Source organism: Brevundimonas sp. UYEF29 (genome assembly GCF_040546195.1).
Classification (GTDB): Bacteria; Pseudomonadota; Alphaproteobacteria; order Caulobacterales; family Caulobacteraceae; genus Brevundimonas; species Brevundimonas huaxiensis.
The window spans coordinates 125,756-150,444 of the sequence record NZ_JBEPNH010000007.1 but is presented as its reverse complement, the minus strand read 5'-3'; the positions used below and the strand labels follow the sequence as shown (position 1 = coordinate 150,444).

The window sequence follows — 24,689 nt, the reverse complement described above, 5'->3', positions numbered from 1 at the left end:
TGCGGGCAGGAGCAAGGCGCTCCCGCTCAGGACACCCGTTCCAGCCTGGCCGCGAAGAAGCCGTCCAGTCCGCCATGTTCGGCCCACATGGAGGGCAGGATGCGCAGCCAGCCTTCGGGCGTCAGCGCCTCGGGCGGAGCGCCGACGGCGGCCGGATCGGCGGCGACGGTGCGGAAGGCAGGGTTGCGACGCAGGAAAGCGATGATCTGGGTCTCGCCCTCCTCACGCTCCAGCGAGCAGGTGCAATAGACCAGACGGCCGCCCGGCTTCACGCGCTCGGCGGCGGCGTCGAGCAGGCGGTGCTGAACGTCGGCCAGCTTGGCGACCTCTGCCGGTTTGGTGGCGCGCAGGACCTCTGGATTGCGGCGGAAGGTGCCCGTCGCAGTGCAGGGCGCATCCAGCAGAACCGCGTCGAAGGTGCGAACATCCTCCCAGTCCTCGGCCGGGACGGCGACGACTTCGGCGGACAGGCCGGTCCGCTCAAGATTCTGCGTCAGGCGTTTCAGGCGCGGGACCGAACGGTCGAGCGCGACGACGGCGGCGCCGGCGGCCGCCAGTTGCAGCGTCTTGCCTCCAGGCGCGGCGCACATGTCGAGCGCCGTCTCGCTGGGCTTCACGTCCAGCAGCCGGCCGGGCACGGCGGCGGCCGCGTCTTGGACCCACCAGTCGCCGTCCTCGAAACCGGGCCAGCCGGCCACGTCGCCGCGACGGCCGGTGCGAACCGTGCCCCCGGGCAAGGCTTCGCCCTCGACAGCGGCAGCCACGGCGGCGGGATCCACGCCTATTTTCAGGCTGAGATCGGTCGCGGGTTCTTCGCGCGCGGCCAAGGCCAGACCTGCCAGGGCGGCCTCGCCATAGGTCGCCTTCCAGCGCGCCGCGATCCAGTCCGGCAGATTGCTTTCGGCCGTGGTCAGGCCGGGGCCTTCGCGTCCAACCCCGCGCAGCACGGCGTTGACCAGGTTCTTGTAAGGCCGGGTCTTGGGATCACGCTCGGCCAGTTTCACCGCCGTCGAGACGGCGGCGAAGGCGGGCGTTTCCAGCACCAGAGTCTGGGCCAGGGCGATGCGCATCAGGGTGCGCACGGCCTCGGGCGGCGACTTCTTCAGGCGGCGATCCAGGATCTGGTCGATCTCGCCCAGACGACGCAGGGCCGCCATGGCGACGGCGCGAGCGAAGGCGCGATCCACCGGCTCCAGCGCGCGGGCGGCAGGCTGGGACAGGGCTTCGTCCAGTCCGTTGCGCTTCTCCAGCGCGGCGTTCAGCAGAATGCCGGCGACGACGCGAGCCTCTACGCCGATGTCATCCTGCGACGGACCTTGAGGGGCCTCGGCCTCAACCGTGGCCGGGCGCGGGCGGCCCCTGGTGGCCATGCGACGCCCGCGCGCCTGCGAGCTCTGCCCGCCCCGTCCCTCGGTGCTCATACCGCCACCTGCGCGCCAAGCTCGACCACGCGGCCGGGCGGGATGTGGAAGAAGTCGGTCGGATTGGCGGCGTTGCGCATCAGGAAGATGAACAGCTTGTCCTGCCACAGCGGCATGCCCTGACGCGCCGACGGGATCAGCGAGCGGCGCCCCAGGAAGAAGCTGGTCGACATGATGTCGAACTTCAGCCCCTGTTTGCGGCACAGGCCCAGGGCGCGCGGCACGTTTGGCGTCTCCATGAAGCCATAGGTGACTGTGACCTTCTTGAAGTCGTCGTTGATCGGCTCCATCCGCACCCGGTCGGCCTCCTTGACGCGCGGGCGCTCGGAGGTGCGGACGGTCAGTATGACGTTCTTCTCGTGCAGCACCTTGTTGTGTTTGAGATTGTGCATCAGGGCGACCGGCGCGACGTCGGGATCCGAGGTCAGGAAGATGGCCATACCCGGCGCACGGTGCGGCGGCCTGGCCTGAAGCATCTCGATCAGATCGGTCAGCGGCAGGCTGTCCTTGCGCGTCTTGGCCGTCAGGATCTGCGTCCCACGCACCCAGGTCCACATCACGACGACCAGCAGGGCGCCCAGCACCAGCGGCATCCACGCCCCGTCCGGAATCTTCAGCAGGTTGGAGGTCAGGAAGACGCTGTCGATAAATGCGAACGGAAGCAAGGTTCCGACCACCGCCCACATCGGCCACTTCCAGCCCTTGCGGATGACCGAGTAGGCCATCAGCGTATTGACCAGCATGGTGCCCGTCACCGCCACCCCATAGGCGGCGGTCAGGTTATGCGAGCTCTGGAACACGACCAGCAGCACCAGAACCCCAACCATCAGGAAGGTGTTGACCGCCGGCACGAAAATCTGGCCGGCTTGGGTCTCGGAGGTATTCTTGATGTCGATGCGCGGCAGAAGGCCCAGCTGCACCGCCTGCTGCGTCACCGAGAAGGCGCCGGTGATCACCGCCTGGGAGGCGATGACAGTCGCGGCGGTCGCCAGGATCAACATCGGCCAATAGGCGAACTGCGGCACCATGTTCCAGAACGGGTTCTCGGACGCGGCCGGATTGTCCAGGATCAGGGCGCCCTGGCCCAGATAGTTCAGCGTCAGGCACGGCAGGACGAAGGCCAGCCAGCCCATGCGGATCGGCGCCTTTCCGAAATGGCCCATGTCGGCATACAGGGCCTCGGCCCCCGTGACGGCGAGGAAGACGCTGCCCAGGATCACAAAGCCCAGGAAGCCGTCGTTGAGCAGAAGCATGACGCCATAGTGGGGCGACAGGGCTCGCAGTACGCTGATGTCGTCGAAGATATGATACAGGCCCAGCGCGCCCAGGCTGAGGAACCAGACGGCGGTGATCGGCCCGAAATACTTGGCCAGGCTGGCTGTGCCGCGCGACTGGACTAGGAATAGGGCGATCAGGATGCCGGCCGAGATCGGCACGATGAAGGAATCCAGCCGCCCGGCCAGACCCGGCGCGTCCTGCAGGCCCTCGACGGCGGACAGGACCGAAATGGCGGGCGTAATGATGCCGTCGCCATAGAACAGGGCCGCGCCGCACACGCCAAGGATGAAGATCCAGGCGCTGCGCCGACCGACCGCGAACTGGGCCAACGCCATCAGGGACAGGGTGCCGCCCTCGCCCTTGTTGTCGGCGCGCATCAGGAAGAAGACGTATTTGAACGTCACCACCACCATCAGCGCCCAGAACGCCAGCGACACGACGCCGATTACGGCCAGATCGCCGCCGACGCCGGAGCGTGCATGGTCGATCGCCTCGCGCAGGGCGTAAAGCGGGCTGGTGCCGATGTCGCCAAACACCACGCCGATCGCGCCGATGGTCAGGGCCCAGAAGCCGCCGTGCTTGGCGGCCTGGCCGCCCGGGATGTGGGATTCCGGACCCGTGGCGTGGGTGGGCTTGTCCGGCGTGTTCGACGCGGGCGAGGGAGCGCTCGCGTCGTGGGGAGTGTCCCCGGCCATGCGTATCCTCCGGGTCTCCGACGCGGCGTCGGTCCCTTCAAAGCGGCGAGCCTTTAGGCCCATTCCACGCGGTCTTCAATCGCGCCGCAACGGATTCGGTTTCGGCGTTCTGCGGCGCGATTTGTGATTCGGACCCTGAACGCCTATTTTCGCACCAGGAACAGAACCATGTCAGACAGCCAACGCTTCCCCGTCGCCGCCCACGCCCTGGCCTATATGGCCCACAAGGGCGCGTTCGGGCCTGCGCAGGCGATGCCCAGCGGCGTGCTGGCGTCCTCGATCCCGACCAATCCCGTCGTGGTGCGCCGCGTGACCGCCCTGCTGGCCAAGGCCGGGCTGATCGCCACCCGTCCGGGCGCGACCGGCGGCTCCTGGCTGTTGCGCCAGCCCGGGGACATCCGGCTGGATCAGGTGCTGAAGGCTGTGAACGGCTGCGCCCACATCGGCTCGCCACCCGCCGGCGCCAAGGGCTGCCCGATCAGCGAACACATCCCCCGCCAGGTGGCCAAGGCCCTGACCGCCGCCGACGAGGCCGCGACCGAGGCTTTGTCCAAGATCACCATCGCCGACCTTCTGGCCGAAAACCCGATCGCGCTGGCGGCCTTTGAGCCGCACAAGTCCTGCCCCGTCGCGGCCTGATCGCGCCGTGAACCGGACCGTCCTGATCACCGGCGCCTCGGCCGGCATCGGCGCGGCCCTGGCCCGGACCTATGCGGCCGAGGGCTGGAATCTGATCCTGACGGCGCGTCGCCAAGCCCCGTTGCAGGCTCTGGCTGACGAACTGACCGCCGCCCGCGGCGTGACCGCGACCGTCATTCCCGAAGACCTGTCCGACCCCGAGGCGCCCGAGCGGCTGGTCGCGACCATCGCGGCCCGTGGACTGACCATCGACGGCCTGGTCAACAATGCGGGTTTCAGCCGGGTCACGGGTTTTCTGGACACCGACCTGAGCGCGCACCGCGCCATGATCCAGGTCATGCTGACCGCGCCGGTCGAGCTGTCGCGGCTGTTGCTGCCCGGCATGATCCAGCGCGGCTTCGGCCGAGTGCTGAACGTCGCCTCCCTGGCTGGCCAGATGCCTGCGACCGGGGGCGACACCCTGTACGGACCGATCAAGAGCTTTCTGATCAAGGCGTCGCAAGGCCTGCATCTGGAGACGCAGGGAACCGGCGTTCACGTGACGGTGTTGAACCCCGGCTACACCCTGACCGAGTTCCACGACGTCAACGGCTCGCGCGACCAGGTCTCCAGCGCCTACCCGGCCTGGATGTGGATGGACGCCGCGCGCGTGGCGCGCATCGGCTATGACGCCTGCGAGGCCAACCGTCCCAGCGTCACCCCCGGCGTCATGAACAACGTCATGGCCGGACTGGCCCGCTTCCTGCCCGATGGCCTGGCGCTCCGCATGGTGGCGAACCATGCGAAGCGGCTGGACCGGATCTGATCAGATGTGGATGGCGTGCCCGAGGGCGCGCAGGCTGGCCTCGTGGAAGGCTTCGCCCAGCGTCGGGTGGACGTGAATCGTCCCGGCGACGTCTTCCAGCACTGCGCCCATCTCCAGCATCTGGGCGAAGCTGTTGGACAGTTCCGACACATGCTGGCCCACCGCCTGGATGCCCAGGATGCGATGATCGCCCTTGTTCGCGATCACCCGCACGAAGCCGCCGTCCTCGCCCGCCTCGATGGCCAGGGCGCGACCGATCGCGGCGAAGGGGAAGACCGACTGGATCACATCGTCGCGGCCCGCGACCTCGTTCGAGCCCAGACCGGCCGAGACGATTTCCGGCTCGGTGAAACAGACGGCGGCGATGGTGACGGGATCGAAGATGCGGTCGTGGCCGGCGATGATTTCGGCGACCACTTCGCCCTGGGCCGAACCCTTGTGGGCCAGCATGGGTTCGCCGGTCAGGTCGCCGACCGCCCAGACGTTCTTCATCGAGGTGGCGCAGCGCTGGTCGATCTTCACGAACGGACCGGCCATGGCCACGCCCATGTTTTCCAGACCCCAGCCTTGCGTACGCGGACGCCGACCGACCGTGACCAGCACCTTGTCGGCGTCCAGTTGCAGCGGCTCGCCGTCCTTCGTCGTGATGGACAGCTTGCCGTCACCGAAGCCCCCGGCGCGCGCGCCCAGATGCAGTTCGACCCCGTGCTTCTCCAGCCATTTGGCGACCGGATCGGTCAGGGCCTTGTCGTAGAGCGGCAGGATGCGCTCGGCCATCTCGACGATGGCCACCTCGGCGCCCAGCTTGCGATAGGCGATGCCCAGTTCCAGGCCGATATAGCCGCCGCCCACGACGACCAGCTTCTTGGGGACGTCCGACAGGCTCAGCGCCTCGGTCGAGGAAATGACGTCGCCGCCGAACGGCAGGAAGGGCAGTTCGACCGGCTCGGACCCCGTCGCCAGGATGACGTGTTCGGCGGTGATGCGGATGTCGCCTTCGTCGGTTTTCACCACGCAGGTCTTGGCGTCGGCGAAATCGGCCCAGCCCTTAATGACCTTGACCTTGGCCTTCTTCAGTAGGGCCGCGACCCCCGCGTTCAGCTTACGGACGATGCCGTCCTTCCACGCGACCGTCTGCGACAGGTCGATGGCCGGCGCCGCCGCCGTGATGCCCAGCGTCCCGCCGCCGGCCGCCTTGGCCACCGTCTCGAACTTGCCCGCCGCATGGATGATGGCCTTGGACGGAATACAGCCGACGTTCAGGCAGGTGCCGCCCAGCCCATCGCCGCCGTCCACCAACACGGTGTCGAGGCCCAACTGGCCGCAGCGAATGCCCGCGACATAGCCGCCGGTGCCCGCGCCAATGATGAGGACTTTGGTTTTCAGGGTCTGGGTCAACGATAGGCCTCAAGGCGGGTGCTGAACTGCGGAGGAACTTGCTGGGGCTCGAAAACGCGGACCGCACCGGATCCGGATTCCATGGCCAAAACGATGTCGCCGGGTTTGACGCGCTGAAAGTCGACGCAAATCATGCCTTGATAGCCGCCCAGCGGACGGGCGGTTTCCGCAGCGGTCAGGGTGTATGTCTCTTGCGGAGCGCCTTGAAGCGTTTCCAGTCTGGCGATGGTCGCCTCGGACTGAATAACCTCGATGGTCGGCGTCCGCCTGGGTTCAGCCAAACGCTCCACCGTCGTCACGCGCCCGATGAACAGCGCCGGCCCATCGGACCGTAGCAGAGACGACCATGCCGGCGGCGGCTCGGGTATGCAGGCGTTCGCGGACGAGGCGACGACGGCTGCTAGCAGGCTGGCGCCAAAGGTCAGCGCTTTGACTTTGAATTGCCGCATCACATTACCCTTCCGATCCCGATGTTCCTCTCTCGGCGACGAGAAAGGATCATCAAGAGCCATGGCGCCAGTTTCGAGGTGATAGCCATAGACGCGGGCGGACCTCGCTTTCCCGCTTAGAAAATGGGCATCAACCCATCCAGAGCGTCGCCGGGTTCTCCAAAAGCCCCTTGATCCGCTGCACGAACACCGCCGCATCATGCCCATCAACGATGCGGTGATCGAAGCTGGAGGACAGGTTCATCATCTTGCGCACGACCATCTGGCCGTCCTTGACCACGACCCGTTCGGCGATCTTGTTCGGACCAACGATGGCGACCTCGGGGTGGTTGATGATCGGGGTGTGGACCACCCCGCCCAGCGTGCCCAGCGAGGTGATGGTGATGGTCGAACCCGACAGTTCCTCACGCTTGGCCGAACCTTCCTTGGCGGCGCCCGACACACGCGCGATTTCCAGAGCCGTATCGTAGGGGTCGCGCGCCTCGGCATGGCGGACCACCGGCACCATCAGGCCATTCGGGGTCTGGGCGGCGATGCCCAGATGGACCGGGGCGTGTTGGGTCAGGACGCCGGCTTCGTCGTCATAGGTGGCGTTGATCTGGGGCTGGTCGCGCAGGGCGACGACGATGGCGCGGGCGATGAAGGGCAGGACGTTCAGCTTGGGCTGATCCTTGGACTTCGTCGCGTTCAGGTGGGCGCGCAACTCCTCCACCGCCGTCATGTCGATTTCCTCGACATAGGTGATGTGGGGAATGCGGCGCACGCTCTCGGCCATCTTCTCCGCAATCTTGCGGCGCAGGCCGATGATCTTGACCTCGGTCGTCCCTTGCGCCTTCGCATAGGTCGAGCCGCCGCCGGACGGCGCCGACGCAGGTTGCGAACCGCCGCGCGCGATGAAGCCGTCCAGATCCTCGTGCGTGATCCGACCCGCCGGGCCGGACCCGGGCACGAAGGTCAGATCGACGCCCAGGTCCCGCGCGCGATTGCGCACGGCCGGCGAGGCCGACGGGCGTTCGCCAGGCGCGCGGCCCGTCAGGGCGGGAACAGGCTTGGACGGCGCAGTCGCTGAAGGCGCCCTTTGAGCCGTCGAAACCGCGGCGGAAGCCGCCGTCGCATTCTCCGCCGGCTTCGGGGCCGGTTTCGGCGCCGCGACGGGCGTCGAGACATTGCCCCGACCCTCGACATCGAACGCGACCAGCGGTCCGCCGACCGGCACCGACCTGCCCGCCTCGCCGTACAGGGCGACGACCGTTCCGGCGACCGGCGAGGTGATTTCGACCGTGGCCTTGTCGGTCATGATGTCGGCGATGATCTGGTCTTCCTCGACCGCGTCCCCGACCTTGACGTGCCAGCCCACCAGCTCGGCCTCGGCCGTGCCTTCGCCGACGTCGGGCAGTTTGAAGACATAGTTGCCGGATGTCGGCGCCTCGACAGCGGGGGCTGCCGGCGTTTCGACCTTCGGCGCCTCGGCGATCACGGGCGCGGGATCCGGCTTTGCGACGGCGACGGGCGTCGGTGCGTCATCGGCATTGCCCGCCCCCTCGACCTCGAACTCCACCAAGGGGCCGCGCACCGGCACCATGGCGCCGGGTTCGCCGTGCAGGGCGATGACCTTGCCGCTGACCGGGGCGGTGATCTCGACGGTGGCCTTGTCGGTCATGACGTCGGCGACGATCTGGTCCTCGGCGACCGTGTCGCCGACCTTGACGTGCCAGCCGACCAGTTCGGCCTCGGCGGTGCCTTCGCCCACGTCGGGCAGTTTGAAGACGAAACGACCCATGTCAGCGACCTCCCGTCATGACGCTCTTCAAGGCGTCTGCGACCCGTTGCGGACCGGGGAAATATTCCCATTCGAAAGCATGGGGATAGGGCGTGTCCCAGCCGGTGACGCGGGCGATCGGCGCCTCCAGCGAATAGAAGCAGCGCTCCTGCACCAGGGCCGACAGTTCTCCGCCGAAGCCCGAGGTCTTGGGCGCCTCGTGCACGATGACGCAGCGGCCGGTCTTCTTCACGCTGGCCTCGATTGCCTCGATATCCAGCGGCACCAGGCTGCGCAGGTCGATCACCTCGGCGTCCACGCCGGCGTGTTCGGCGCCGGCCAGGGCGACCCAGACCATGGTGCCATAGGCCAGGATGGTGACGTCGTTCCCTTCGCGCATGACCCGCGCCTTGCCGATGTGCTCGACATATTTTCCGGTCGGGACCTGGGCCAGGTCCTGCGCTTTCCACGGCGAGACCGGCTTCTCGTGCCAGCCGTCGAACGGGCCGTTGTAGAGGCGTTTCGGCTCGAAGAAGACGACCGGATCATCGTCCTCGATGGCGGCGATCAACAGGCCCTTGGCGTCATAGGGATTGGACGGAATGACGACCTTCAGCCCGGCGATATGGGTGAACAGGCTTTCCGGAGACTGGCTGTGGGTCTGGCCGCCGAAGATGCCGCCGCCATAGGGACTGCGCACCACGATAGGCGAAGTGAACTGACCGCCCGAGCGGTAGCGCATCTTGGCCGCCTCGGAGACGATCTGATCGTAGGCCGGGTAGATGTAGTCGGCGAACTGAATCTCGACCACCGGACGCAGGCCATAGGCGCCCATGCCGATGGCGGCGGCGACGATGCCGCATTCGCTGATCGGAGCGTCGAAGCTGCGGGTCAGGCCGTGCTTCTGTTGAAGCTTGTCGGTGACGCGGAAGACCCCGCCGAAATAGCCGGCGTCCTCGCCGAACGACAGGACGTTCTGATCCTCGGCCATCTTGACGTCGATGGCCGAGTTCAGCGCCTGGATCATGTTCATCGGCACAACGCCGCCGTCGGGCGCGACAGAGGCCGGAGCAGCGTTCTGGTCGACCATGTCCGGCTCGACGCCGTCATTGCGATCGGCGTCGGTGAAGGAGGTTTGCTCGCTCATGGTCAGACCCCCACCTCGCGGCGCTGTTCGATCAGCCGCCAGTCTTCGGTCGCATAGACCTCTTCGAACATCGTCTTCACGCTGGGGCGCGACTGGCCCAGGGTGCCGATGGCTTCGGATTCCTTGCCGGCGGCGCGGACCTGTTCGACCGCCTCGCGCAGGGCCGTGGCGTGGCGCTCGTCATCCCACTCGCCGATTACGGTCAGGTGCCGGCGCAGACGGTCCAGCGGATCGCCCAGCGGCCATTTCTCGTGCTCGTCGCCGGGGCGATAGCGGCTGGGATCGTCGGAGGTCGAGTGCGGGGCGCCGCGATAGGTGAACAGTTCGATCACCGTCGCCCCCCGGTTCGAACGGGCGCGCTCCTCGGCCCACTGGGTTGCGGCCCAGACCGCCAGGAAGTCGTTGCCGTCCACCCGCAAGGCCGGCAGGCCATAGCCGATGGCCTTGGACGCGAAGGTGGTCTCAAGCCCGCCGGCGATGCCCTGGAAGGAACTGATGGCCCACTGGTTGTTGACGACGTTCAGGATGACCGGCGCGCGATAGACGCTGGCGAAGGTCAGGGCGTTGTGGAAGTCGCCTTCGGCCGTGGCGCCGTCGCCGATCCAGCTGATGGCGATCTTGTCGTCGCCCTTGTAGGCGCTGGCCATGGCCCAGCCGACCGCCTGGGGCACCTGGGTGCCGAGGTTGCCGCTGATGGTGAAGAAGCCATAGTCCTTGGCCGAATACATGATCGGCAGCTGGCGGCCTTTGATCGGATCTTCGGCGTTGGAATAGATCTGGTTCATCATCGCGACCAGCGGATAGCCGCGTGCGATCAGAAGCCCCTGCTGGCGATAGGTGGGGAAGCCCATGTCCTCGCGGCTCAGGATCATGCCCTGCGCGACCGCAATAGCCTCTTCGCCGGTGCACTTCATGTAGAAGCTGGTCTTGCCCTGGCGGTGGGCGCGGTGCATCCGGTCGTCGAAGGCGCGCGTCAGGATCATGGCCTTCAGGCCGCGGCGCATCGTCTCGGGATCCAGACGTGGGTTCCACGGACCGACTGCGGAGCCCTCATCGTCCAGCACCCGAATCAGGCGGAAGGCGAGATCGCGCATCTGATAGGGGGTCGATCCGACCTCGGGCCGTTCGACGACACCGGCAGGGTCCATCTGCAGATGGCTGAAGTCCGGCGTATCGCCGGGACGGCCCGACGGCTCCGGCACGCGCAAGGACAGGGGCTGGCTGTTCTTTTTGTTCATTTTATCGTTCATGCGGGCGTCCATATCCGTTCTGGGGTCCGTCCGTGTTTCCTCTGGACGTGTGATAACACGCCGCTTAAGCAGGTGCTCGCTCAATTTGACCTTGCGCAATCCCGATATCGGGTATTTTATTTCGCGATAATCATAATCGGAGAAACGCATTGGCCGACGAACTCGACCCCATCGACGCCCGCATCCTGGATATCCTGCAACAAGACGCCGGGCTGTCGGTCGCAGAGGTCGCCGATCGCGTCGGACTGTCGGCCTCGCCCTGCTGGCGGCGGATCAAGCGGCTGGAGGATTCCGGCCTGATCACCAAGCGCGTCACCCTACTGAACGCGCAGCTGCTGGGCCTGGACTTCGAGGTCTACGCCATCGTGAAACTGATGCTGCCGTCGGCGGAAAACCTCAATGTCTTCGAGGCCGCCGTGGCCAAATGGCCGGAAGTGGTCCAGTGCGCCACCATCACGGGGCGCGAGGACTATGTGCTGCGCATCATCACCTCGGACATGCACGCCTTCGACCTGTTCCTGCGCGAGAAGCTGCTGGCCCTTGGCATCGTCTCGGACTGCGAAAGCCACATCGTCACGCGCGGCGTGAAGAATGTGACCGCCCTGCCTCTTGGCATCATCACGCCTCACGTCGGATAACGTGGCTCAGGCGGCGCGGGCCGCTTTGGGAGCCGACACATGATCGAACTGGTGATCGACGCGCGCCGCAAGGACCTGGGCGGGTTCGAGGTCGGGCGCGTCCTGCCCTTCCATTCGCGCCGGATGGTCGGGCCCTTCATCTTCCTGGACCAGATGGGGCCGGCCGAGTTCGCGCCGGGCGCCACGGCCATCGACGTGCGCCCTCACCCGCATATCGGCCTGTCGACCCTGACCTATCTGTTCGAGGGCGAGATCATGCACCACGACAATCTCGGCTACGATCAGGCGATCCGGCCGGGCGAGGTCAACTGGATGACCGCCGGCAAGGGCATCGTCCATTCCGAGCGCACCGATCCGCTGAAGAAGAGCAGGGGCGGGCCGATGCACGGCATGCAGGCCTGGGTCGCCCTGCCCGATGAGGCCGAAGAGATGGACCCGGCCTTCCATCACCTGGGCGAGGACGCCCAGCCGGCCTACGAGAACGGCGGCCTGTTCGCGCGGCTGGTCGCGGGCGAGGCTTACGGCGCCAAGGCGGCTGTGCCGGTGTCGTCGCCGCTGTTCTATATCCATTGGGAGCTTCAGCCCGGCGTGCGCACCGCCCCGCCGTCCGGCAAGGGCGCCGGGGGCATGAGCGAGCGTGCGCTCTATGTGGCCAAGGGCTCCATCGAGGTCGGCGACCGCACCTTCCACGAGGGCCAGATGATCGTGCTGGAGCCGACGGCCGAGCCGACGGTAAAGGCCGTGACCCAATCAACCGTCATGGTGCTGGGGGGCGAGCCGGTGGGTGAACGGCTGATCTGGTGGAATTTCGTGGCCTCCAGCCAGGCCCGCATCGATCAGGCCAAGGCCGATTGGAAGGCGGGCCGGATGACGCTGCCGGACGCGGACGATCTGGAGTTCATCCCCCTGCCCGACGAACCGGCAAAGGCGCAGGCGGAGCCTGCGCCAGTGACGCCCAAGCCGACTGATCCGGTCTAGCGGGCAAGCAGAAGGTGACGCGGCAAGGTCGGGTCGCTACATGCGGCCTATGAACTTCGATTTCGACGCCCAGGTCACCGCCGCCCTGTTCGACAACACCGGCGCTGTCTTCGCCCTTGGCGACGGCTCGGTCCGGTTCGAGGACCGGACGCGGGTGGAGGCGCACGACGGCGCCGTGCTGTGCGCCTGCGTTCATCCGTCCGGCGACGGGATCGTCACCGGCGGCGACGACGGCAAGGTCGTTTGGACGCGCCGCGACGAAGACGTCGTCGTCCTGGCGACGGCGAAGAACCAATGGATCGACGCCATCGACGCCTCGCCGGCCTCGGGCCTGATCGCCTTTTCCTTCGGCCGCACCCTGTCGGTGATCGACCCCAAGGAGGTGGGCTTCCGGCGCGACTTCCAGCACGAGCGCACCGTCTCCGGCGTCGCCTTCGAGCCCAAGGGCAGGCGCATCGCCACCTCGACCTATGGCGGGGCGGCCCTGTGGTATGCACGGATCGAGAAACAGCAACCGGTGAAGCTGGCCTGGGCCGGGTCGCACACCGGCGTCGCCTTCTCGCCCGACGGCGCCTTCGTCGTCACGACCATGCAGGACAATCAGATGCACGGCTGGCGCATCAAGGACGCCAAGAACCTGCGCATGGGCGGCTATCCGGGCAAGGTGCGCTCGATGGCCTTCCTGGCCAATGGTCAGCTGATGGCGACCTCAGGCGCGCAGGGCGCGGTCCTGTGGCCCTTCATCGGATCAAACGGACCCATGGGCCGCGAGGCGACCGAGATCGGCTATGACGACACGACCCTGGTCAATCTGGTCTCGGCCCGCGCCGATCAGGGTTTGCTGGCCGCCGGCCTGACCGACGGTCGGGTCTGGGTCGCGCATCCGGCGGCCCAGGGTCTGAATTTCGTCAAGGCCGAGAAGGGGCCGGCCATCGTCGCCTTGTCGCTTAGCCCCGCCGTCGACAAGGTGGCCTGGGCCGACGAAGACGGCGCCGCCGGGGTGTTGATCCTCTGATGGCGACGGGCCGCAAGAACTGGCGTCGCGTGGTGCTGACCGCGCTTTTGATCCTCGCCCTGATCCCGGTCGCGGGCGTGCTGATCGTCGCCATCGTCCCGCCGCCGCCCACCATACTGATGCTGCGCCAGCTCGCGAGGGGCGACGGCATGGACTATCAGTGGCGCGGTCTGAACCAGATCTCGCCCAATCTGGTGAACGCCGCCATCGCCGCCGAGGACGCCCGGTTCTGCAGCCACCATGGCTTCGACATGGAGGCGATCCAGAAGGCCCTGGACCACAACGCCGAAGGCGGGCGTCTGCGCGGTGGATCGACCATCAGCCAGCAGACGGCCAAGAACGTCTTCCTCTGGCCCGGCCGCGACTGGATCCGAAAAGGTTTGGAAGCGGGCTACACCGTCCTGATCGAGGCCGTGTGGTCCAAGCGCCGGATCATGGAGGTCTATCTGAACGTGGTGGAATGGGCACCCGGCGTCTATGGCGCCCAGGCCGCCTCTCGCCACTGGTTCGGCAAGGACGCCCGCGACCTGACCCCGCGCGAGGCCGCGCGTCTGGCGGCCATCCTGCCGGCCCCGCGCCGTTACGAAGCCGCCGCGCCCGGCCCCTATGTGCGTCGGCGCGCCTCGCGTATTCAGGCGGCCATGGGCACGGTGCGCAACGAGGGTCTGAACACCTGCGTCGTCGGCCGCTGAACCGCCACGCTTGACGGGCGACCGGGCCTGACCTCTCCTGCCCGCGCTGTTCAGGAGATCCATCATGAAGCGTCAGATGATGACCGCCGTCGCGGTCTGCGCCCTCGCCTTCGCCGCCGGCTGCGCCAGCACCAGCGAACCCGCCGCCGGCGCGCCAGGCGTCGAACAAACGGCCTCGACCACGCCCGCACCCGCCGTCAGCGGCATGCGCGCCGACTATCCGATCACCGCCGAGGGCGCGACCGCCTTCATCGCCGACGCCGAAACCAAATGGGCCGAGGTCAGCGAATATGTCGCCCGCATCCAGTGGGCGCGCGCCACCAACATCACCTTCGACACGATGTGGCTGGAGTCCAAGGCCAACGCCGAAGCGACCGAGCTTCAGGTCCAGCTGGCCAATCAGGCGGCCAAGTTCAACGACGTCCAGGTCGATCCGGTCGTACGCCGCAAGCTGAACCTGCTGCGGCTCAGCCTGGTCCTGCCCGCCCCCAACCGTCCCGGCGCAGCCGAAGAGTTGGCCCAGATCACCACGCGGCTGGATTCCACCTATTCGACCGGCAAGTTCGATTTCAAGGGCAAGCCGATCACGCTGGACGAGGCCTCGCTGATCCTGGCCGACAGCCGCGATCCCGCCGAGACCAAGGCGCTGTATGAAGGCTGGCGCACCATCTCGCCAGTCATGCGCGACGACTACGCCCGCATGGTCGAGATCGCCAACGAAGGCTCGCGCGAACTGGGCTTCGCCGACACCGGCGCCCTGTGGAGGTCAGGCTACGACATGCCCGCCGACGATTTCGCAGCCGAGACCGACCGGCTGTGGGCGCAGGTGAAGCCCTTCTACGAGAATCTGCACTGCTATGTGCGCGCCCGACTGAACGCCAAATACGGCGATGCGGTCCAGCCTGATTACGGCCCGATCCGCGCCGATCTCTTGGGCAATATGTGGTCGCAGCAATGGGGCAATATCTATGACGTGGTCGCCCCGCCCAGCGGCGGCGCTTCCAGCTACGATCTCACCGAACTGCTGAAGGCCGCCGATTACGACGCGACGAAAATGGTCAAGACGGGCGAGGGCTTCTACGTCTCGCTGGGTCTTGATCCGCTGCCCCAGACCTTCTGGGAACGCAGCCAAATCACTCGCCCGCGCGACCGCGAAGTCGTCTGTCACGCCTCGGCCTGGGACCTGGACAACGCCGACGACATCCGCATCAAGATGTGCACCAACGTCAACGGCGACGACTTCTACACCGTCCACCACGAGCTGGGTCACAACTACTATCAGCGCGCCTACAAGAACCAGCCGATGCTGTTCCGGAACGGCGCCAACGACGGCTTCCACGAGGCCATCGGCGACTTCGTCGGCCTGTCGGCCCTGACCCCCACCTATCTGAACCAGATCGGCCTGCTCAAAACCACCCCGGGCGCCGAGGAGGACATTCCCTTTCTGCTCAAGATGGCCTTGGACAAGATCGCGTTCCTGCCGTTCGGCCTGATGGTCGATCGCTGGCGCTGGGACGTCTTCTCGGGCGAGACGGCGCCGGCCGCCTACAATACCGCCTGGACCGCAGACATGCTGCAATATCAGGGTCTGGTCCCGCCCGGTCCGCGTCCGGCCAACGCCTTCGATCCGGGCGCCAAGTACCATGTGCCCGGCAACACGCCCTATACGCGATACTTCCTGGCGGCCATCTATCAGTTCCAGTTCCAGCGCGCGGCCTGCAAACAGGCCGGCTGGACCGGGCCGCTGCATCGCTGCTCCGTCTATGGAAACAAGGAGGTCGGCGCCCGCTTCAACGCCATGCTGCAAATGGGGCAGTCGCGGCCGTGGCAGGAGGCGATGAAGGCCTTCACCGGCGACGACGGCAACGACGCCTCGGCCATCGCCGACTATTTCGCCCCGCTGAACGTCTGGCTCCAGGAACAGAACCGGGGTCATCAGTGCGGATGGAACGCCGCCTGAGCTCTACTCGGGATTAACCGTTCCCTTTGAGGCTTCCCTTAACGGCCCAATGGCAAACTAAAGGCTATTCGGGCGGTATTCGGGCGATCTACGCCCTCGGGGAACGACCATAGTGACGGCTTCCACACTGATCGGCAGAGCGGTTCGAGGCCTGCGCAATCTGGCGGCACGCCTGTCGTCCGACCGCGGCGGCAACGTCGTGATGATCTTCGCCCTGGTCATGCCGGCGCTGGTGATGGTTACCTTGGGCGGCATCGACATCAACCGCATCACCACGGTGAAGGCCCGCGTCCAGGACGCCCTGGACGCGGCCGCTCTGGCCGCCGCAAGGTCGTCCTATACGAACCCGGACGATCTTAGGACTGTCGCCGTCGTGGCCCTGAGGGCCAACTTGCGCAACGCCTCAGTCGAACCCTTCTCCGACAGAGACCTGCAGATTGAACTGACCGACGAGCAGGTGGTGGTCGCCGACCTGACGGTCCAAGTGAAGACCCTGGTGGCCAACATCGTCCTGCCACCCTACGGCAAACTTCTGGATGATACCCTGCCGGTCAACGTCCACTCCGAGGTTAATCGCTCATCCAAGGACATCGAAGTTGCGTTGGTGCTGGACATCACCGGGTCTATGGCCGGCTCACGTCTAACCAGTTTGAAAGACGCCGCCCGCCAGCTTGCCACCATCGTCGTGCAGGACCAGCAATCCCCCTACTATTCTCGTATGGCGGTCATCCCTTATTCGACAGGGGTTAATCTGGGCGACATGGCGAACGCTGCTCGCGGTCCTGCCACTCAGTCCACCGCGATCACTACGGCAGGATGGTCGACGGGCGTGGCCCGGTCGATCACAGCGGTTTCCAAGGCCAACACGGGCTACGTCACCTCTTCCAACCACGGCTTCAAGGATGGCGATTTCATCTGGATCGATGGCGTGCGAGGCATGACGCAGATCAACGCCAAGGCGTATCGCGTCGCCAATGCGGCGACCAACAGCTTCTCGTTACAGTCATGGAACGGCTCGTCCTGGGCGAACGTCAACACATCGAGCAACAATAGCTATACGTCAGCGGGCACCGTGTCCGGCTGCAGGCTGTCGGACTGCACGATCATCGTCACGTCCCCCAATCATGGGCTTTCCGCGACTGATCCCGCGACGGGCGCGCAATCGGGCGTGCGCATCACAGACGTGGCTGGCATGACGCAGATCAACGCCGCCAATGCGAGCTCCTATTGGCTGATATCCAATGTCACCAAGGACACCTTCTCGATCAACGTCGTCGGCCCGCCGACCGGAACCTACTCGTCCGGCGGTAAGGTCTGGTGCGGCAATGACGGATGCCAGTGGCGAATCTATCGAAACGCGTCGGCGGCAATGAGGGTATATCAGATCAGCGACTGCGTGAGCGAAAGAACAGGGCAGCATGACGACGATGACACACGCCCGTCAGTCGCATATGTCGGTCGCTACTATCCAAACCAATCTGGTTCCAACACCAAGTGCACGGTTTCTCCGCTGCTGCCGCTGACCGACGATAGAGCCGAGATCAACAAGCTGATCGGGCCAGTCAATGCGCCCAGTCAAGGCCTCCAAGCTGACGGCTACACTGCAGCACAGATCGGACTAGCTTGGGGATGGTATTCGGTTTCGCCGGAATTCAACTCGCTTTGGAGCACCACCCCTGCGGCGGCCTATGATCAGAACAAGACCCTGAAAGCCGTTATCCTAATGACGGACGGCGAGTTCAATGCCCCCTACTGTTCTGGCGTCCTGGGCCGAGATGCATCCTTTGGGGGTTCAGATCGCGCGGATTGTGCAGCGACGAATGGCGAACCCTACGGTCAGGCCAAGGCTCTTTGCACGGCGATCAAAAACAAGAACATCGTTCTTTACACCGTCGGTTTCCAGGTCTCCGCCAGCAGCACGGCTGGCAAGTTCCTGAAGGATTGCGCCACCACCCCCGCCAATTTCTTCCTGCCTGCCAGCGGCGCCGATCTGACGGAATCGTTCAAGGCCATCGGACGCGACATCACCCGACTACGGATTTCCCGCTGACGGCCTAGAGCAGGCGGATTTCGCGCAGGCGTTCGGTCAGATAATCCTCGGCCAGGATGGTCTTGCCCGCATAGCGATCGGGATTGTCCGGCGTGATGGCGCTGGGCAGGGTCTCGATCGGAAAGTCCGGGTTGAAGTGCAGGAAGAAGGGCGTCGAATAGCGGGCGAAGCCGCGACGCTCAGGCGCCGGATTGACCACGCGGTGGGTCGTTGACGGCAGGACATGGTTGGTCAGCCGCTGCAACATGTCGCCGATATTGACGACCAGGGCGCCGGGCGGCGGGGCGATGTCGAGCCAGCTGCCGTCCTTGTCCTTCAGCTGAAGACCAGCCTCTTCGGCGCCGAGCAGCAGGGTGATGACATTGATGTCTTCATGCGCCCCGGCGCGCACGCCAGGCGCATCGGCCGGAACCGGCGGATAGTGCAGGATGCGCAGGACGCTGTTGCCCATCTCCACCTTGTCGGCGAAGAAGTCGTCGCCCAGCTCCAGATAGCGGGCGATGGCGCGCAGGATCTTGGCGCCCAGCGCATCGAGGTCCTCGAACATGCCATACAGGTGCTCGCGGAAGCCATCGACCTCGGTCGGCCAGACGTTGTCGCGCATATAGCGGCGATAGGGATGGCCTTCGGGCAGTTCACGACCGACGTGCCAGAACTCTTTCAGATCCACCGTCTTGGCGTCCTTGGCCGCCTCGACTCCGAAGGGGGTAAGGCCGCGCGCGCCGCCCGTACCGGGCTGATGGTATTGGCGCTTCACCTCTTCCGGCAGAGCAAAGAAGGTCTTGGCGTCGTCGATGGCCGCGGTGATGCGGGCCTCATCCAGACCATGGTCGGCGACCACAGCGAAGCCATAGCGCGAGAAGGAGGCGCCCAATGCGTCGCTGAACGCTTGAAAATCGGCGTCGTAATGCTTCATCGAAACCGGCTGAATGGCGCGGTCGGTCGTGTGGTCCGTCTGGGTCACGCTCACGGCGTCGTCCTCGATTTGGGGATGTGCGGCGGTTCCCATACGCCTAATCGGCAGCCTTGTCAGGGCCATGGCGAGCGGACGCGGCGGGCATTCATGCCCCGTACAGATTGGAACCTTCACAGTAAGCGCACGTTTCCGCGCCAGATCGCTCAAAAGAAAGGGACTATTCCATGCGCGCCAAGTTCATCGTCGCCAGTGTTTCCATCGCCGCCCTGCTGGGGGCCGCCGCCTGCACTACCACCGACCCCTATCGTTCGGGTCCGGTTCGCAACAACACCGGGACCGGCGCCATCGCGGGTGCGTTGGGCGGCGCGGTTCTCGGCTATCTGACCAACACCTCGAACGGCGAACAGGGCCGCAAGAACGCCCTGATCGGCGCCGGGATCGGCGCGCTGGGCGGCGCCGCCGTCGGCCAATATATGGATCGTCAGCAACGCGCGATGGAAGCTGAACTGTCCGGCTCCGGCGTCGGTGTAGCGCGCCAAGGCGACCTGCTCGTGTTGCGCATGCCGTCGGACGTGACCTTCGCCACGAACCAGTCCTCCATCGATCCGCGCTTCCTGCCGGTTCTGGACGATGTCGCTCGCGTTCTGCAGCAGTATGACCAGTCCACGGTGGACGTGATCGGTCACACCGACTCGTCGGGCGGCGACGCGATCAATCAGCCTCTGTCGGAGCGTCGCGCCAGCAGCGTCGCCTCTGAACTGGTTCGCCGTGGCGTGATCGCGCAGCGCCTCTATGTCGCCGGCAATAGCTCGCGCAACCCGGTGGCCTCGAACGCAACAACAGAAGGCAAGGCGCAGAACCGCCGGGTCGAGATCCTGATCCGTCCGTTCACCGGCTGATCGGGGTCAAAACTAGAGTGCTTGAGGGCGGCGTCGTGAGGCGTCGCCCTTTTCTCTGCGTGGACGCGTCACGCAGCAGGTGAGACGGCGCAAAGAAAAACGCCGCCTCCTATCGGAAGCGGCGTTCTGTCTTTCGACAACTTCGAAGGTTGAAGCTGATCGGGACGAACCAGATCGGCTCCTGAAAGTCTTAGAAGTTGATGTCGATGGTCGCGCGGCGGTTGAGCGGTTCGCGCACACCGTCGGCGGTCGGCTTGGCCAGGTTGGTCTCGCCCTTGCCGTCGAGGGCGATCACGCCGCCGTTGACGCCCGAGGCGACCAGCGCGTCCGCGACGGTGCGCGAACGACGGTTGGACAGACCCAGGTTATAGGCGGCCGAACCCGAGGTGTCGGTGTAGCCGACGATCAGGACGCGCGTCGGACGACCCGACTTGGCGTAGTTGGCGGCCTGCGTCACCACCGAACGGGCTTCCGCCGTCAGGTCCGAGCGATCCCAGTCGAAGTAGACCACGAACTGGCGAGGCATCGGGGTCTGAGCGACCGGCGCCGGCGGAGGCGGCGGGGGCGGAGGCGGGGGAGGCGGCGGGGGCGGAGGAGGCGGCGGGGGCGGAGCATCTTCCGCACCGAAGCTGTAGCGCAGACCCAGGGTCACGGTGTGCGACTGGTCGTAGTCGCCGTCCCATTCGCCGAACTGCGTGGAGCCTGCGCCCGTGCCGGCCGTCGTCGAGGCGAAGTTGGCGTCGCCCGTCAGATAGCGGTAGGTCAGGTCGATGTTGGCGCGGTCGCCGATGGCCCAGGCCAGACCGGCGATCGCCTGAGCGGCGAACTTGGTCGAGGTGTCGTCGGCGGCGAAGGTGGCCAGACGGTTGGCGCGCAGGGCGCCGATCGTGTTGGTGTCGACGCGGTTCACACCGGCGCCGAGACCGACGAACGGACGAACGCCCCAGTATTCGAAGCCGAAGTCATAGATGACGTTGGCCATCAGGGTGGCGGATTCGATGTCGCCTTCGGGCGAGAAGCAGCCGCCCGTCGCCGGGGTCAGGTTGCACAGGCCTTGCGTGCCGGTGACGGCGCGCACGGTGCCGATGTCGCCCGAGCGGTAGCCGCCTTCCAGTTCAACGCGCCAGTGCGGGTTGAAGCGGTAGCCGAGGCGAGCGAAAGCCGCCCAGCCGTCGTTCACTTCCCAGTTCCAGTTGGCGCCGGTCGTGGACGATTCAGCGTTGATATCGTCGATCATGTGGTAGCCGGCGTCGATGGCGCCGTACCAGCCATTGGGTTCTGCCGATGCAGCACCAGCAGACAGGGCCAGGGCGGCCGCTGTGCTGGAGGCCAGCACGAAAGTCTTCATACGCATAGGGGGGTATCCCTCCGCCTCTGTTATAGTAGGGGGCGGGTCAACCGCCTACGCGGGTCTTACCAGCCTTGCCTTATGAGGTCGAGGCGGAAACGTGACGACTTCCATCAGCAAAGCCGATACCGTGGCCTTGATGATACAGATGAATTTGGCGGTGAGGCGCAGAATAGTTAATCTCTGGCCGTTGATGCGTCACAATCTTCGGCAGCCCAACGCTATAACCTATGCGAGCGTCATGGCTCGTTTTTTGAACCGACCATCTGCATCCCGAGCCACTCCGCAATCAGCGCCGGCTTGTCAGCCCCGTCGATCTCGACCGTCAGTTCGTGCTTCAGCAACCAGCGTCCGCCGCCCTTGTCGTCGGCCGATAAAAGCTTGAAGCGACCGCGAATGCGCGATCCTGCCGGAACCGGCGCCAGGAACCGCAGCTTGTCGAAGCCGTAGTTCACGCCCATCACGACGCCCTCCAGCGGCGCGACGGCGTCATAGCTCATGGCCGACGCGAGGCTGAGGGTCAGGAAGCCGTGCGCGATCGTTCCGCCGAACGGCGTGGCCTTGGCCGCTTCCGGATCGACATGGATGAACTGGTGGTCTTCGGTGCAATCGGCGAAGGCGTCGATCCGGGCCTGGGTGACATCGAACCATTTCGACACCCCGATCTCCTGGCCGATCAATGTCTGAAGTTCACTGGCCTTGGCCATTGTGCGTTTCCTCAGTTCATTTGAGACGAGGTTGGCCGACGCTCGCTTCGAAGAAAAGACCTTCAGCCGCCGAAACGCCCCACGATGATCTCGGCGTACAGCGTCGGATCGACGTTGCCGCCAGAAAGCACGATGGCCGTCGTCCGTCCTTTCGTGCCCATCTTTCCGGCGAGCAGAGCCGCGAGCGAGACGGCGCCGCCCGGTTCGAGAATGGTCTTGAGATGGCGGAACGCGAACCGCATCGCTTCCGCGACTTCCGCGTCCGACACGGTGATCGCCCCCGCCAGCCGTCGATTGATCGGCCAGGTCAGCACGCCCGGCATCGGCGACATCAGAGCGTCGCAGATCGACGGCGCGCCTTGCGGATGACCGACCCGCTCTCCGGCCGCCAGCGATCGCGCGGTGTCGTCGAAGGCTTCCGGCTCGACCACGAACACCTGCGTCGCGGGACTGCGTTCGGCCATGACCAGATTGATCCCGGCCATCAACCCGCCGCCTGACGCCCCGCACAGCAACTGGTCGAACGGCGCATCCGCCTGATCCAGCATTTCCAGCGCCGTCGTGCCCTGGCCCTCGATGATGAAGGGATCATCGAACGGCGGAACCAGGATCGAGCCGCGCTCGGCGGCGATGGCCGCGCCGATCGCCTCGCGGCTTTCGGTCCAGCGGTCGTAGAAGCGCACCTCGCCGCCGAAGGCGATCACGCCCTCGACCTTCACCCTGGGCGAATCCGAAGGCATGACGATGATCGCCGGCGTCCCGACCATGGCGGCGGCAGCGGCGACGCCCTGCGCATGGTTTCCGGACGAGAAAGCGACGACGCCGCGCGCCTTCTCCTCGTCGGTCAGTCGGCTGATGCGGTTATAGGCGCCGCGGAACTTGAAGGCTCCGGCGCGTTGCAGGCTTTCCGCCTTCATCAGAACCCGCCCGCCGACCGCCGCGTTCAGAGCCGGGCTTTCGAGCAGGGGCGTGCGGACGGCGACTCCGTCGATCTGGCGGGCGGCGTCGAGGACGCCTTCATAGCTGGGCAGGTGCGTCGTCATATGCTCCCCTTAGCCCAAGACGCAGCCGGGAGAGAACCATGAGCCTGATCCTCGCCATCGACCAGGGCACGACCTCGACCCGCGCCATCGCCTTCGAGGTCGCACCTCAAGCCGCGCCAAGCGCGGTAGGCGGAGAAAAAGGGGACCTGAGGCCCGTCGCGGTCAGCCAGATCGAACTGGCCCAGCATTTCCCCAAATCCGGCTGGGTCGAACATGACGCCGCAGAAATCTGGACCGCGACGCTCCAGACCTGTCGAGAGGTGGTGCGCAAGGCCGGCGGCGTGGCCTGCTTCAACGCCATCGGCATCACCAATCAGCGGGAGACGGCCGTGATCTGGGACGCGGCGACCGGCGAGCCTCTGCATCGCGCCATCGTCTGGCAGGATCGCCGCACCGCCGACGTCACCGCCCGCCTGACCGCCCAGGGCCACGAGCCGAGGGTCCAGACCGCCACCGGCCTGATCCTCGATCCCTATTTCTCGGCGACCAAGTTCGCCTGGCTCTTGGATGCTGTGTCCGGATCGCGCGAGAGGGCGGCGAAGGGCGAGGTCAAGCTGGGCACGATCGACGCCTGGCTGATCTGGAAACTGACCGGCGGCCGGGTCCACGCCACCGATGCGACCAATGCTTCACGCACGTCTTTGATGGATCTGAAGACGGTCGAATGGCGTGACGACCTGTGCGCCTTGTTCGACATTCCGCGCGAAGCCCTGCCCGACATCGTCCCGTGCGCGGGTGTGATCGGCGAGAGCGATCCGGCGCTGTTCGGCCGGCCTCTGCCCATCGCCGGATCGGCGGGGGACCAGCAGGCCGCTCTGGTCGGACATGGGGCGCTGCAGGCCGGGGACGCCAAGATCACCTATGGCACCGGCGCCTTTCTGGTCGCCAATGTCGGCGCAGCGCCCGTGGCCTCGACCCGGCGTCTGTTGGGCACGCTCGGCTATCAGGCCGATGGGCAGTCCGCCTATGCGCTGGAGGGCTCGATCTTCTCCGCCGGCTCGGCGATCCAATGGCTGAGGGACGGGGTCGGGCTGATCTCGGAGTCGCGCCAGTCGGAGGCGATGGCGCAGGCCCTCAAGGACAACGGCGGGGTCTATATGGTCCCCGGCTTCACCGGTCTGGGCGCACCCTGGTGGGAACCGGAAGCGAGGGGAACGATCGTCGGGCTGACACGGGATTCCGGTCCGGCCCATTTCGTGCGCGCCGCGCTGGAGGCCTTGGCCTATCAGACGCGCGACCTGCTCGACGCCCTGGCCGCCGACGGCGCGCCGCCGCTTAAGACGCTGAAGGTGGACGGCGGCGTCACCGCCAACAGTTTCGCCATGCAGTTCGTCGCCGACATCTGCGAGGTGGAGGTGGAGCGTCCGGCCTTCCAGGAAATGACGGCCCTGGGCGCCGCGCGCTTGGCGGCATTGGGCGTCGGCCTTTTGCCGGACTTGGAGGCGCGCCCGGCCGAGGCGCCCGCCTGCTGGAAACCGCGCATGAAGGCGGACGAGCGCGAGCGTCTGCTTTCCGGCTGGCGTCGCGCGGTGAAGGCCGCCATCATCGCCGCGCCGGACCGGGCGTGAGATCCGGACGGCTCAAGGAAACGACGAGGACCGC

The 24,689-nt window shown here is 66.1% G+C and carries 21 protein-coding genes; 10 read left to right on the top strand and 11 right to left on the bottom strand.

Annotated features, from left to right (window positions below; all coding sequences use genetic code 11):
* Window positions 1-26 precede the first annotated feature (26 nt).
* Both ABIB58_RS12360 and ABIB58_RS12355 read right to left on the bottom strand, forming a co-directional pair.
* On the bottom strand, window positions 27-1,421 hold the full coding sequence (locus tag ABIB58_RS12360) for an RsmB/NOP family class I SAM-dependent RNA methyltransferase (protein WP_502909755.1): 1,395 nt from the start codon (window positions 1,419-1,421) through the stop codon (window positions 27-29).
* The gene (locus ABIB58_RS12355; RefSeq protein WP_354041188.1) at window positions 1,418-3,394 is read right to left on the bottom strand and encodes a potassium transporter Kup; all 1,977 of its coding nucleotides are present in this window, start codon (window positions 3,392-3,394) and stop codon (window positions 1,418-1,420) included. The genes ABIB58_RS12360 and ABIB58_RS12355 overlap by 4 nt, the downstream gene beginning before the upstream one ends.
* 168 nt (window positions 3,395-3,562) lie before the next feature.
* Between ABIB58_RS12355 and ABIB58_RS12350 the strand changes: the two genes are divergently transcribed.
* On the top strand, window positions 3,563-4,033 hold the full coding sequence (locus tag ABIB58_RS12350) for an Rrf2 family transcriptional regulator (protein ID WP_354041186.1): 471 nt from the start codon (window positions 3,563-3,565) through the stop codon (window positions 4,031-4,033).
* Window positions 4,034-4,040: 7 nt separating this feature from the next.
* Entirely contained in the window at window positions 4,041-4,838 is a 798-nt protein-coding gene (locus tag ABIB58_RS12345; RefSeq protein ID WP_354041184.1) for an SDR family NAD(P)-dependent oxidoreductase, read from the top strand.
* Here ABIB58_RS12345 and lpdA read toward each other — a convergent pair whose 3' ends face one another.
* The 5 genes from lpdA to ABIB58_RS12320 form a co-directional block, all read right to left on the bottom strand.
* A complete protein-coding gene (gene lpdA / locus ABIB58_RS12340; protein ID WP_354041182.1) occupies window positions 4,839-6,236 on the bottom strand; it encodes a dihydrolipoyl dehydrogenase in 1,398 nt (465 codons plus the stop codon).
* Window positions 6,233-6,748, bottom strand: a complete 516-nt coding sequence (locus ABIB58_RS12335; RefSeq protein ID WP_354041180.1) for a hypothetical protein — start codon at window positions 6,746-6,748, stop codon at window positions 6,233-6,235. The genes lpdA and ABIB58_RS12335 overlap by 4 nt, the downstream gene beginning before the upstream one ends.
* Window positions 6,749-6,815: 67 nt before the next feature.
* Window positions 6,816-8,465, bottom strand: coding sequence for a 2-oxo acid dehydrogenase subunit E2 (locus ABIB58_RS12330; protein WP_354041178.1), 1,650 nt, complete (start codon window positions 8,463-8,465; stop codon window positions 6,816-6,818).
* A 1-nt stretch (window position 8,466) separates the two neighbouring features.
* Complete coding sequence (locus tag ABIB58_RS12325) at window positions 8,467-9,591, bottom strand: alpha-ketoacid dehydrogenase subunit beta (RefSeq protein WP_502909753.1); 1,125 nt, start codon at window positions 9,589-9,591, stop codon at window positions 8,467-8,469.
* A gap of 2 nt (window positions 9,592-9,593) precedes the next feature.
* Complete coding sequence (locus tag ABIB58_RS12320) at window positions 9,594-10,829, bottom strand: thiamine pyrophosphate-dependent enzyme (protein ID WP_354041176.1); 1,236 nt, start codon at window positions 10,827-10,829, stop codon at window positions 9,594-9,596.
* A gap of 161 nt (window positions 10,830-10,990) precedes the next feature.
* On the opposite strand from ABIB58_RS12320, the gene ABIB58_RS12315 reads away from it, so the two are divergent.
* From ABIB58_RS12315 to ABIB58_RS12290, 6 genes are all read left to right on the top strand, one after another.
* Complete coding sequence (locus ABIB58_RS12315; RefSeq protein ID WP_066553406.1) at window positions 10,991-11,479, top strand: Lrp/AsnC family transcriptional regulator; 489 nt, start codon at window positions 10,991-10,993, stop codon at window positions 11,477-11,479.
* 39 nt (window positions 11,480-11,518) lie between these two features.
* Window positions 11,519-12,457, top strand: coding sequence for a pirin family protein (locus ABIB58_RS12310; RefSeq protein WP_354041173.1), 939 nt, complete (start codon window positions 11,519-11,521; stop codon window positions 12,455-12,457).
* A gap of 49 nt (window positions 12,458-12,506) precedes the next feature.
* Complete coding sequence (locus ABIB58_RS12305; RefSeq protein ID WP_354041217.1) at window positions 12,507-13,472, top strand: WD40 repeat domain-containing protein; 966 nt, start codon at window positions 12,507-12,509, stop codon at window positions 13,470-13,472.
* Window positions 13,472-14,164: a monofunctional biosynthetic peptidoglycan transglycosylase gene (mtgA, locus tag ABIB58_RS12300; RefSeq protein WP_354041171.1), complete on the top strand. Its 693-nt coding sequence runs from the start codon at window positions 13,472-13,474 to the stop codon at window positions 14,162-14,164. Before ABIB58_RS12305 ends, mtgA begins: the two co-directional genes overlap by 1 nt.
* A gap of 64 nt (window positions 14,165-14,228) precedes the next feature.
* Complete coding sequence (locus ABIB58_RS12295) at window positions 14,229-16,124, top strand: M2 family metallopeptidase (RefSeq protein WP_354041169.1); 1,896 nt, start codon at window positions 14,229-14,231, stop codon at window positions 16,122-16,124.
* Between the two features lie 112 nt (window positions 16,125-16,236).
* Window positions 16,237-18,174 carry a ubiquitin-activating E1 FCCH domain-containing protein gene (locus tag ABIB58_RS12290; protein ID WP_265150496.1) on the top strand — a complete coding sequence of 646 codons (1,938 nt, stop codon included), beginning with the start codon at window positions 16,237-16,239 and terminating at the stop codon, window positions 18,172-18,174.
* Between the two features lie 4 nt (window positions 18,175-18,178).
* On the opposite strand, the gene ABIB58_RS12285 is transcribed toward ABIB58_RS12290, so the two are convergent.
* Window positions 18,179-19,090, bottom strand: coding sequence for an isopenicillin N synthase family dioxygenase (locus tag ABIB58_RS12285; protein ID WP_265150510.1), 912 nt, complete (start codon window positions 19,088-19,090; stop codon window positions 18,179-18,181).
* 224 nt (window positions 19,091-19,314) lie between these two features.
* Between ABIB58_RS12285 and ABIB58_RS12280 the strand changes: the two genes are divergently transcribed.
* Window positions 19,315-19,989, top strand: a complete 675-nt coding sequence (locus ABIB58_RS12280) for a YiaD family glycine zipper/OmpA-like lipoprotein (RefSeq protein WP_265150498.1) — start codon at window positions 19,315-19,317, stop codon at window positions 19,987-19,989.
* A 190-nt stretch (window positions 19,990-20,179) separates the two neighbouring features.
* Here ABIB58_RS12280 and ABIB58_RS12275 read toward each other — a convergent pair whose 3' ends face one another.
* The 3 genes from ABIB58_RS12275 to ABIB58_RS12265 all read right to left on the bottom strand — a co-directional run bounded on the left by ABIB58_RS12275 (window position 20,180) and on the right by ABIB58_RS12265 (window position 23,087).
* Window positions 20,180-21,337: an OmpA family protein gene (locus ABIB58_RS12275; RefSeq protein WP_354041215.1), complete on the bottom strand. Its 1,158-nt coding sequence runs from the start codon at window positions 21,335-21,337 to the stop codon at window positions 20,180-20,182.
* 239 nt (window positions 21,338-21,576) lie between these two features.
* The gene (locus ABIB58_RS12270; protein ID WP_265150668.1) at window positions 21,577-22,044 is read right to left on the bottom strand and encodes a MaoC family dehydratase; all 468 of its coding nucleotides are present in this window, start codon (window positions 22,042-22,044) and stop codon (window positions 21,577-21,579) included.
* A gap of 62 nt (window positions 22,045-22,106) precedes the next feature.
* Window positions 22,107-23,087, bottom strand: a complete 981-nt coding sequence (locus ABIB58_RS12265; RefSeq protein WP_265150666.1) for a threonine ammonia-lyase — start codon at window positions 23,085-23,087, stop codon at window positions 22,107-22,109.
* A gap of 38 nt (window positions 23,088-23,125) precedes the next feature.
* On the opposite strand from ABIB58_RS12265, the gene glpK reads away from it, so the two are divergent.
* Window positions 23,126-24,655 (top strand): glycerol kinase GlpK, encoded by a 1,530-nt coding sequence (gene glpK, locus ABIB58_RS12260; protein ID WP_354041166.1) that lies wholly within the window; start codon window positions 23,126-23,128, stop codon window positions 24,653-24,655.
* Window positions 24,656-24,689: the final 34 nt, after the last annotated feature.

Bases quoted from the DNA above. Each gene is read 5' to 3' on its own strand.
- ABIB58_RS12350 (WP_354041186.1), top strand. From the start codon at position 3,563: ATGTCAGACAGCCAACGCTTCCCCGTCGCCGCCCACGCCCTGGCCTAT.
- ABIB58_RS12295 (WP_354041169.1), top strand. From the start codon at position 14,229: ATGAAGCGTCAGATGATGACCGCCGTCGCGGTCTGCGCCCTCGCCTTC.
- ABIB58_RS12285 (WP_265150510.1), bottom strand. From the start codon at position 19,090: ATGAAGCATTACGACGCCGATTTTCAAGCGTTCAGCGACGCATTGGGC.
- ABIB58_RS12280 (WP_265150498.1), top strand. From the start codon at position 19,315: ATGCGCGCCAAGTTCATCGTCGCCAGTGTTTCCATCGCCGCCCTGCTG.
- ABIB58_RS12270 (WP_265150668.1), bottom strand. From the start codon at position 22,044: ATGGCCAAGGCCAGTGAACTTCAGACATTGATCGGCCAGGAGATCGGG.
- ABIB58_RS12330 (WP_354041178.1), bottom strand. From the start codon at position 8,465: ATGGGTCGTTTCGTCTTCAAACTGCCCGACGTGGGCGAAGGCACCGCC.
- mtgA (WP_354041171.1), top strand. From the start codon at position 13,472: ATGGCGACGGGCCGCAAGAACTGGCGTCGCGTGGTGCTGACCGCGCTT.
- ABIB58_RS12355 (WP_354041188.1), bottom strand. From the start codon at position 3,394: ATGGCCGGGGACACTCCCCACGACGCGAGCGCTCCCTCGCCCGCGTCG.
- ABIB58_RS12360 (WP_502909755.1), bottom strand. From the start codon at position 1,421: ATGAGCACCGAGGGACGGGGCGGGCAGAGCTCGCAGGCGCGCGGGCGT.
- ABIB58_RS12310 (WP_354041173.1), top strand. From the start codon at position 11,519: ATGATCGAACTGGTGATCGACGCGCGCCGCAAGGACCTGGGCGGGTTC.
- ABIB58_RS12325 (WP_502909753.1), bottom strand. From the start codon at position 9,591: ATGAGCGAGCAAACCTCCTTCACCGACGCCGATCGCAATGACGGCGTC.
- glpK (WP_354041166.1), top strand. From the start codon at position 23,126: ATGAGCCTGATCCTCGCCATCGACCAGGGCACGACCTCGACCCGCGCC.
- ABIB58_RS12265 (WP_265150666.1), bottom strand. From the start codon at position 23,087: ATGACGACGCACCTGCCCAGCTATGAAGGCGTCCTCGACGCCGCCCGC.
- ABIB58_RS12320 (WP_354041176.1), bottom strand. From the start codon at position 10,829: ATGAACAAAAAGAACAGCCAGCCCCTGTCCTTGCGCGTGCCGGAGCCG.
- ABIB58_RS12275 (WP_354041215.1), bottom strand. From the start codon at position 21,337: ATGAAGACTTTCGTGCTGGCCTCCAGCACAGCGGCCGCCCTGGCCCTG.
- ABIB58_RS12335 (WP_354041180.1), bottom strand. From the start codon at position 6,748: ATGGCTCTTGATGATCCTTTCTCGTCGCCGAGAGAGGAACATCGGGAT.
- ABIB58_RS12305 (WP_354041217.1), top strand. From the start codon at position 12,507: ATGAACTTCGATTTCGACGCCCAGGTCACCGCCGCCCTGTTCGACAAC.